This is a genomic window from Nonomuraea sp. NPDC004702 (assembly GCF_053601695.1).
The window spans coordinates 1-8599 of record NZ_JBSGCE010000151.1 but is presented as its reverse complement, the minus strand read 5'-3'; the positions used below and the strand labels follow the sequence as shown (position 1 = coordinate 8599).

The following is an 8599-nucleotide window of genomic DNA, read 5'->3' as shown; positions in this document are numbered from 1 at the left end:
CACCCCCGCCCCGGCCGCGCCCCCCCCCCCCACCGGCGGGACCCTCAAACATCTCCGCGCCCATCGCGGTCCGAGCACCCGACTTGGCCGTTCTCGCCTCTCGGAAGGGAGCCGAGAATCGACAAGGCGCAGTTCAGGTGGAGCATTGAGTGGTAGGGCGCCGGGGCTCGAATCCCGGAATCTACGGATCAAAGATCCAGTTCGAGCCGTTCCAGACCGTTCGATGCGGGTCTGAGAGCGCGCTCGGTCCCTCCAGAACACCGTGAGCGGCCGCGCGCGACCAGACCGCGACCCAGCTTTACGACTCTTGTTCGTTTCCTGGCAGACCTCATCAGCGGAATCACCGCGGCTTGCTCTCCTGCGGATAGATCTGCACACGCCGACCGTCGGTGTTGTTGATGACGGCTCTGTCAGCGAGGGATCGCCGCAGGGTGAACTTCACTGGATGCGGGTAGCCGATCAGGTTGGTGAGCACGGGTTCCTCCCATGGCCATCGCTGGGGGCAGTCTTTCTCCACCAAGATCCCGATGACCACTTGTGAGGAGGATTCGTCCAGCTCGGTGCTCGTCACTCTCTCGCAGAGCCGCGGGGATCCCTCGGGGGCGCCAAAGATCAGATTGACCGTCAAAGTACGCTCGTCCGCTGACAGGTTCGCGCCTCCAATATCCTCCCAGGAGGAGGTCGCGCAGTCGGACAGTGTTAACGTGGCGCACACCAGAGTGATGAAGGCCTTGCCAGGGGGCATGGGAGAACCATAGTTGATCACCCTCGATCTACGGCTCAGAGATCAGCCACGCTACTCGCTGAGCCGAGGCAAGGAACGAGCCCTGAAGCGTCGATCAGCCCCCGACCACGTACGGCGACCGGCCATGTGATGTCGATCGAAGGGCCGCATCCGTGCGACAGCATGGCAGACTCCCGTCCTGCCCGGCACTGGACGAGCCCGTCCCCGAGCCCGCGATCGCGCCGAGCGCTGTTGAGGTGGACAGGCGAGCCAGTTCGATCGGCGCGGTCAGCTTGCCCGGCCGGGCCCTGCGCGTCGGCGCTCACCTGGCCGGCCACCGCGTCAGCGTGCGCCTGGACGGCGTCCCGGCCCACCTCATGGACGAGCAACGGCCGCTGCGGCGTGCCGCTCCCGCTCCCGCTCGCCGAGTGTGTCACCCCGCGCAAGGGCCGCCCCGCCGCGCCGCCACCCAGCGCTTAGATCGAGCCCGTCATGGTCCAGCGGGTGGTCCCCAGCCGGAGGGACCGAGTAGGCGCAGCCGTACCCGACCGACCCCCAGCCGGGGAGAACAGGTTAAGGACGGTGCGCGACTAGTGCGCTCTGTCCCGCACCTCACCACTGATCCCCTCGCCGGCATCGTCAACGCGTCGGAGATCTTGACCGGGTTCTACCGTCAGCACGACTGCGGAGAAGCCCTTGCCGCAGAGCTACCAAAATTGTCGGCAGTGCTCCGGGCTTCAGCCCGGGGGTGAAGCCGACCGTCCCGCGTAGCGGGGCAAGAGCAGCCGATTCGCCGCCAGGCAGGCCGGCGTCCATCCGCTCAGACAGGCCGGTTCTGCTGCTCGATGTACTCGCGCAGGACGCTGATCGGCGCGCCGCCCACCGAACCGGCGAAGTAGGATCCCGACCACAGCTTGTTCGCCCGGTAGTAGTGGGCGGCCAGTTCGGGGAACTCCTGTCGCGTCCGCCGCGAGGACACACCTTTGAGGCTGTTGACCAGTTTCGACAGGGCGATCTCGGGTGGGAAGTTGACCAGCGGGTGGACGTGGTTGTTCTCGCCGTTGAACTCGGCCAGGCCGGTCTCGAAGTCGGCGCGGACGGCCCACATGATCTCTTCCAGGAGGGTCAGGTGCCGCGTCGGTGAACACCCGATGCCGGAACTTCGTCACGAAGACCAAATGGGCGTGGCGTACGAAAACACAGTGTCGGCCTGTTCTGATATCGCTGTACTCGGCCATAACCCATCTGTATGGCGATCGGGTGCGGTTGCGGTACAACTACCGGATCGACCCGACCCCCACCCAGCGGATCGCGCTGGGCCGGGCGTTCGGGTGCGCCCGGACGGTGTTCAACGACGCACTGCGTATGCGCAACCACGCCCATGAGAACGGGTTCCCGTTCGTGAGCGACGCCGAGCAGTCGCGCCAGGTCATCACCGAGGCGAAGAAACGCCCCGATCGGGCGTGGCTGGGCACGGTGTCCGCCGTGGTGTCGCGGCGGGCGCTCGCCGACCGCGCGACGGCGTTCCGGAACTTCTTCGCATCGGTGTCAGGCAAGCGCGGGGGCCCGAAACTCGCCCCGCCCCGGTTCCGGTCCCGCAAGGACAACCGGCAGACGATCCGGTTCACCAGGAACGCCCGGTTCAAGGTGAGCCAGAACGGGAACTCGTCCTACCGAAGATCGGCGAGGTCGCGGTGCGCTGGTCACGGGGCCTGCCCGCCGACCCGTCCTCGGTCACGGTCATCAAGGACGCGGCGGGCCGGTACTTCGCCAGCTTCGTGGTCGAGGTCACCGCGCGACCGCTGCCCGCCGTCGAAGCCGAGACCGGGATCGACCTCGGGCTCGGGCACTTCGCCGTCCTACCGGACGGAACGAAGATCGACTCTCCCCGCTTCCCGCGCCGGGCGGAGAAACGGCTGAGGAAAGCCCAACGCGCCCTGTCTCGGAAAGGGAAGGGCGGCAAGAACCGCGACAAGGCCCGGCGCAAGATCGCCCGGGCGCACGCACGGGTCGCCGACGCCCGCCGCGAGTTCCACCACCAGCTCTCCACGCGGATCATCCGCGAGAACCAAGCGGTGTTCGTGGAGGACCTGGCGGTGAGCGGGCTGGCGCGCACGAGGCTGGCCAAGAGCGTGCACGATGCCGGGTGGTCGGCGTTCGTGAACATGCTGGAATACAAAGCGAAACTGTACGGCGGGACATTCGCCAAAGTCAGCCGATGGTTTCCATCCTCCAAGCTGTGTTCAGCATGTGGAGCCGTAACCAAGGCGATGCCTCCGCGGGTCCGCGAATGGACCTGCGTGTGTGGCGCGGTTCACGACCGCGACATCAATGCCGCGATCAACATCCTGGCCGCCGGACGGGCGGACAGGCTACACGCCTGTGGAGGGCCGGTCAGACCATCCTTCGAGATGGCACAGCCCCGCGAAGCGGGAAGCCACGGCAGTGCCGCCGCGTGAAGGGGCGGCACAGGCCAAAATCTTCGGGCTTCAGCCCGGCGAGCGCGTCAATTGAGCGATTCACCACCATCCGCAGCGCACTGACCAACCATCGCCGAGACTTCCTCAGCTGATCCCGATACAAGCCTACGCGCATGCCTGGTCTCACCTGGTGCTTGACGCATTGGCATCGGATGATGCTTGACATTCCCGCTTGTAGAAGCAGCGGCGGCGCGCCGCGTCGACGCCCTCTCGCGGCTGCCTTGGGCCGGTCCAGGACGGCAGCGGGACACTGGGCCAATCGCCGCGCGCCAACCCCGCTGCACCGACCGCATTCGCCGGCCGCGGTAACCACTGCTGCCACACAGATGCAGCCCTTACGGTCGTCACGGCATGGCCGCTACCGGCCGTGCTGGGTACGGCCGTGCCCAGCCCTACAACCCGCCGCACTCGCCATCTCGGCGCCATGCACCAGCTGATGATGCTCCCCAGTCGCGGCTGACGGTGCTCTGCCTGCCCGCCTACGCCTCCGAAGGAACCCCGGTAGAGGCCGTTGGGGCGTCCTACATGAACAAGTGCCTGGCCAACGTCACCGTGCGCACGTCGATCGGCTGATTGATCTGGGGAAGACACAGCTTCTCGCCAGGACCGGCCTGGACTTTCGACCCCGTCACCCCAAGCCCTTAGCCTCTGTGACTACGGGGGGCCGAACATCTGTCGGAATCGCTCCAAGACACGGTCCGCCTCTGCCCTGCTGATCTTAATCAGGTCCTGGCTCGACTCACCTCGGCGCCAGTCATCGATGGCGTCGGTTTGGTGCCATCGAAGGTCTCTATGGAGAGCCTCGTCAATGATTCCACCGCTTGGCAGGCGACGTCGTCGCGCCAAACCGCTAAGCGCTTCCGGCCCGTCCTCAGCGAACACCATCGCGTAGTATGTCACCTTTTCGAACATCCGGTTGAACCCTTCATCTTCGCTAGCCTCCCTCGCAATAACCAGTTCCCAAGTGGTACGTACGGCCAGGGCTTCTAGGTTCGAGTCGTCTCCACTTGGCCATAACTCCCACGATGGCGGCCACCCATCGTTACCATTCAAGCGTCCAGTCCCCTCTTCTAGGTCAGGTCGTTATGCCAAAGAAGTCTGAGATAGAGTCCACTCGCCGAGAGATCGAGCGTCTCTTCCAGCGATGCCAATCGAACTTTAGTGAGCTTGTCCGCATCGCTGAGAGCGGCGTGCTCCCGGGGGCGGAGGGCGACCAACTCTGCGCTGACATGCGCCAGCGGGAGCACGAGATCGAGAAATACTTCCGTGCGGCTCTGAGCGCCGTCGACGGCCTCACCGCATCAGACGCGACTGCATGAATCCTCGGGTGGGCATCACCCTGAACTTATGATGAGGGTCATGGCCCCGCACAAGAGCGCTGACCCTGAGTCCCGGGAATCGAGCCAGGTCCAAGACGCGCTCGGCTGTCTCGGTGTCGGGTTCTGGGCTCGCCCGTGTTGCGCAGGGTCGCCAACGAAATGAGCGCGAAGCCGCCGGACTTTCAAGGCTTCTAGGATCTGATCCGCGACCCCGACGTGAACTCGACCGCGATAGCGCCATCTGTGTAGATGGCGCTGACTGGCGGTCCAGCGCCTCAAAGGCTCAGTGTTGAACGCTCTAATTCACTATCTGAAGGTGGGCGAGAACTTCATTTACCGACCTCGAGTCCAGGCTGCTGGCGTGCCCGACGTGCGAGCGGCGGTGAGGACCTAGGATCGACAAGTTGCTCAGCGGGGCGCTTGTCGAGGCGGTGACGAAGCTCGCGGGGCATGACATGCCCCGCAAGCAGTCGAGTGTGCACGAGTCCGCGCTCATCGTGTACGTATGCCATGGTTGGGCCGAGGAGAAGGTGCGGCAGAACCAGCTGAACACCCGGGTCTGGGCGTTTTCGTCCACGCCAACTACATCAGAGAGCCTTTTCATCCTCCCTGCCCGGCTCTCCTGAGCAGGACTGACGGCGCATCTACCGACCCGGCTCGGCTGCCGGAGGCCTGGGCCTTGCTGCGGGTCACAGGGTCCATCTTCGCCAGCCGCCGCTCCTGACCTGAGGAAATAGGATAGGAAAGGCTCAGGGAGTCTAACGAGGTGCCAGCGTTGCCATGGAAGTGAAACACGGTGAGGCGATCGGTCAGCATGTTCGTGCGGGAGGGCCAGCTCCGTGGTTCCTGAGACGTGACAGAGGAGCTCAGCTCAGTGGATCGCAACGAAATGCGGCGATCCCCTCCGCCCTTTTCATGCAGGGCTCCTCCTCAATCGGGCGTGTCACTCTCTCTACGGATGGCGCCGTCCTTCCCCTGTGGAACTGAGAAGGAGGGGTCGGAGCTGCCGGGCGAACTCGACGGCGTCCGCTTGATGATCTCGCCCCGGTGCTCCCTTGACGATTTGGATGGCGAGCACTTTGGTTCCGTCCAGCGTCCAAGCAAAGGCCTTGGCTCCAACGATGTTCCCGCCTGTGTCTACTATTACGGCACTGTACCCTGGGCCGGCATCGCTGGGCAGGGCGACTCCCCTGTCTCTCGCTCTCCCGTTTTCTAGGCTTTGCATGGTTGAAGGAAAGGGGTCATGTAGTTCAACAGTCATCGACGCTTCATCTCTTATGCTCGGTGACTTACTTACGACGCAATGTGAGAAATTATTCGCTGACGTCGAGCCGCTCGCGTAGAAAATGTCAAATCCAATGGCCAGACCAATAGCTTGGCTGGAAAGCAGACCACATTCCACAGGCGATGCTGTCACGCTACCGAGTGGTCGGCGGTCTTTGGGAACCGCTGATGAACACGCTGCTGTTGGGATGAGGATGGCAGCCAATATGGCTGTGGCAGGCAAAATTCCCATTCATCTGCTCCGCATATGAGAGACTTCCAACTAAGCCCTTAATACTTTCATAAAACCAGTGCTCTTAGGCGTCAAGCCATGGCTGGGTAACTCTTCGTAGCGCACGATCTCCTTGAAGATCATCAGTGAGCTTTTCATCCTCCTTGCCCGGCTCTTCTGAGCAGGACTGATGGCGCATCTACCCGTCCGGCTCAGCTGCCGAAGGTCCGGGCCTCGTCGCAGGCAACAGGGTCCATCTTCACCAGCCACCGCTCCTGGCCTGTGGCAATGGGATGAAGAAGGCTCAGTGAGGTGATCTCAGCGAAATAATTCGGGCGATGAGGGGTGTTCGGGACGCTGGCGGTGGCGTTTCGGGCCTTTCGGGAGAAGTCGTCGAAGGCCGGAGGCAGACCTGGAGCCTCAGGTAGATGAGTTCTCACCACAAGAAAGCGCAACCGCCGAAAGACTCCACGTGATCGCTCATCGTGCCATGCTCGACGTCTCCCACGCGCTGGTTCGCCACGTCGCCCGGTCACCGCGGGACGAACGACGGCGGGTGGGCACCCCCAAGAGCAGCCGCGCTCTAACCCCGTTCCGGCAAGCGATACTGGCCCAGCGCTGGTTCCCAGGCGAGCACGACATCCCCAAACTCGGCCGCGATCACCGTGTCTCCCGCGTGACCACCTACCGCTACATCGCCGAAGGCATCGCGGTTCTCGCGGCGCAAGCCCCTGATCCGCACGACGCGCTGAACCGCGCCCACGCCGACGGGCTGGCCTATGTGACCCTGGAAGGCGCCCTGACCCCCATCGACCGCCGCGCCGAGCGGACCCAGCGTCAAGAGAGAGTCCATCGACGCCCGCTGCTCCGGCAAGGCCCACCAGCACGCCGGCAACCTTCAAGCCCTGTCGGCGCCCAGCGGTCTTCCTCTGTGGATCGCCGAGGTCGAGCCCAGCTCGGCGCGCGATCTGACCGCCGCCCGCACCCATGCGCTGAGCGCGCCGCACGCCGCTGCCGGCCCGCCCACCCTTGCCGACAGCGGTCGGCTGTCACAGAGGGCGACGGGCCACACACTGGCCCCGGCCGAAAGGAGATCCCTCATGCTCGACCAGACCACCACCCAGCCCGCCCAGGCGCAGGCCTACACCGCGCCGGCCCCGCTCGACCTCGGCACGATCCGCGAGGTCACCCTCGGCTCCAGCGAGCACGACACCGCCGATAGGAAGAAGTACTACAACTGACCCGCACGGGCCTGCTGCCCGCCGCCCCCGTGCGGGCAGCAGGCCCGGCACAAGCCATGGAGCAACCCGGTGATGCGCTGGTACGCCGGATGGTGCCCCGGCCCGCACAGCAGCCCGGACACCGCCGCCGCTCCGCCCCGCCCGCCCGCCCGCCCGGCAGGCAGGCAGGCAGCCGCACCCTGTCCGACCGGCCGCCGCTGTGGGGGTGCGGTGAGTGGGATGGGCAGCTACGCACCCAGGCCGTCGCCCCCGGCAGGTCACCATCGTGGGCGCCTGCCTGACCGACGACGAGCTCACCGGCGCGCCGCAGCGGGCCGCCCGCACCGGCACCTGGGACCAGCTCGCCGCCCTGCCGGACAGCTTCGCCACCATCCGTACCGGCCCCGACGGGGTCCTGGTCGTCCCGGACCTGGCCGGCGCGTGGCCGCTATTCCACACCCTGTGGGCGGGCGGCGTCGCCTACTACTCCTCGCCGCTGCCGCTGGCCGACCTCACCGGCGCCGGCCCTGACCCGAGCTGGCTGGCCGTGCGCCTGATCGCCGCCAGCCTCCCGCACCCCGGCGGCCGGTCGGCGTTCACCGGCATCAACCGGTCCCTGCTCGGCCACATGGTGCTGCTCGGCGGCCCGGAACCACGCCCACAGCCCCTGCACCTCCCTGTAGGCGAGCTGCCGTTCACCGAGGGCGCCGAGCAGCTCCGGCACGCGCTGCTGACCGCGGTCCGCCGCCGCGCCGACCGCGCCCCCCGCCTGTCCAGCGACCTGTCAGGCGGGCTGGACTCCTCCAGCCTCGCTCTCCTGGCCGCCCACTGCCGCGCCCAGCGCCTGCCCGTGATCACCTACATCGACCCCGTCGGCGGCGGCGAGGACGACCTCTCCTACGCCCTGCTGTGCGCGCGAGCCGAACCCCGTCTGGAGCACATCATCATCTGCCCCGGCCCCGAGGCGCTGCCGCTCGCACGGCTGGACCAGGCGCCCCTGCTGGATGAGCCCGCCCAGGACGCGCTGCTGTGGGCCCGTGACGAGGCCCTGCGCGCCCCGCCGTGGGAGGGCTGCACATGACCGGCGACGATGGCGACTGCGTCCTGGCTGGGCCCCTGGCCGACCTGGCCGACCTGGCCGACCTCGCCCGCCCCCTGACCGCCGGCCGGTTCCTGTGCGAGACAGCGGCCTTGGCGCGGCTGCGGAACCGCCCCGCCCACACCGTCATGAGGGCCGCGCTGCGTATGGCACGCGCCAGGTACCCGCAGGCTCTGGCCGACGTCGCCGCCCAGCTGCGCGCCGGGAGCGCCCCGCCGCGGCGGGGAGTGGAGGCCGCGCTGCGCTGGTGCGCGCTCAGCCC

At 66.4% G+C, this 8599-nt stretch carries 5 protein-coding genes and 3 pseudogenes; 5 read left to right on the top strand and 3 right to left on the bottom strand.

The genetic code is table 11. From position 1 onward, the window contains the following. Positions 1–340: 340 nt before the first annotated feature. Both ACWEJ6_RS53835 and tnpA read right to left on the bottom strand, forming a co-directional pair. Positions 341–745: a hypothetical protein gene (locus ACWEJ6_RS53835; RefSeq protein ID WP_452433480.1), complete on the bottom strand. Its 405-nt coding sequence runs from the start codon at positions 743–745 to the stop codon at positions 341–343. 799 nt (positions 746–1544) lie between these two features. Beyond that, a pseudogene (tnpA, locus tag ACWEJ6_RS53830) lies at positions 1545–1962 on the bottom strand (IS200/IS605 family transposase). Between the two features lie 22 nt (positions 1963–1984). Here tnpA and ACWEJ6_RS53825 point away from each other — a divergent pair. Together ACWEJ6_RS53825 and ACWEJ6_RS53820 are read left to right on the top strand one after the other, a co-directional pair. After that, positions 1985–2053: pseudogene (locus ACWEJ6_RS53825) on the top strand (helix-turn-helix domain-containing protein); the annotation flags it as partial. A gap of 365 nt (positions 2054–2418) precedes the next feature. Beyond that, the gene (locus tag ACWEJ6_RS53820; RefSeq protein WP_452433479.1) at positions 2419–3183 is read left to right on the top strand and encodes an RNA-guided endonuclease InsQ/TnpB family protein; all 765 of its coding nucleotides are present in this window, start codon (positions 2419–2421) and stop codon (positions 3181–3183) included. Positions 3184–6601: 3418 nt separating this feature from the next. Here ACWEJ6_RS53820 and ACWEJ6_RS53815 read toward each other — a convergent pair. Beyond that, on the bottom strand, positions 6602–6859 hold the full coding sequence (locus tag ACWEJ6_RS53815; protein WP_452433478.1) for a hypothetical protein: 258 nt from the start codon (positions 6857–6859) through the stop codon (positions 6602–6604). 259 nt (positions 6860–7118) lie between these two features. Here ACWEJ6_RS53815 and ACWEJ6_RS53810 point away from each other — a divergent pair, with 259 nt between their 5' ends. The 3 genes and pseudogenes from ACWEJ6_RS53810 to ACWEJ6_RS53800 form a co-directional block, all read left to right on the top strand. Further along, entirely contained in the window at positions 7119–7259 is a 141-nt protein-coding gene (locus tag ACWEJ6_RS53810; protein ID WP_452433477.1) for a hypothetical protein, read from the top strand. A 265-nt stretch (positions 7260–7524) separates the two neighbouring features. Then, on the top strand, positions 7525–8319 hold the full coding sequence (locus ACWEJ6_RS53805; protein ID WP_452433476.1) for an asparagine synthase-related protein: 795 nt from the start codon (positions 7525–7527) through the stop codon (positions 8317–8319). Beyond that, a pseudogene (locus ACWEJ6_RS53800) lies at positions 8316–8599 on the top strand (albusnodin/ikarugamycin family macrolactam cyclase); the annotation flags it as partial. The gene ACWEJ6_RS53805 and the pseudogene ACWEJ6_RS53800, both read left to right, overlap by 4 nt.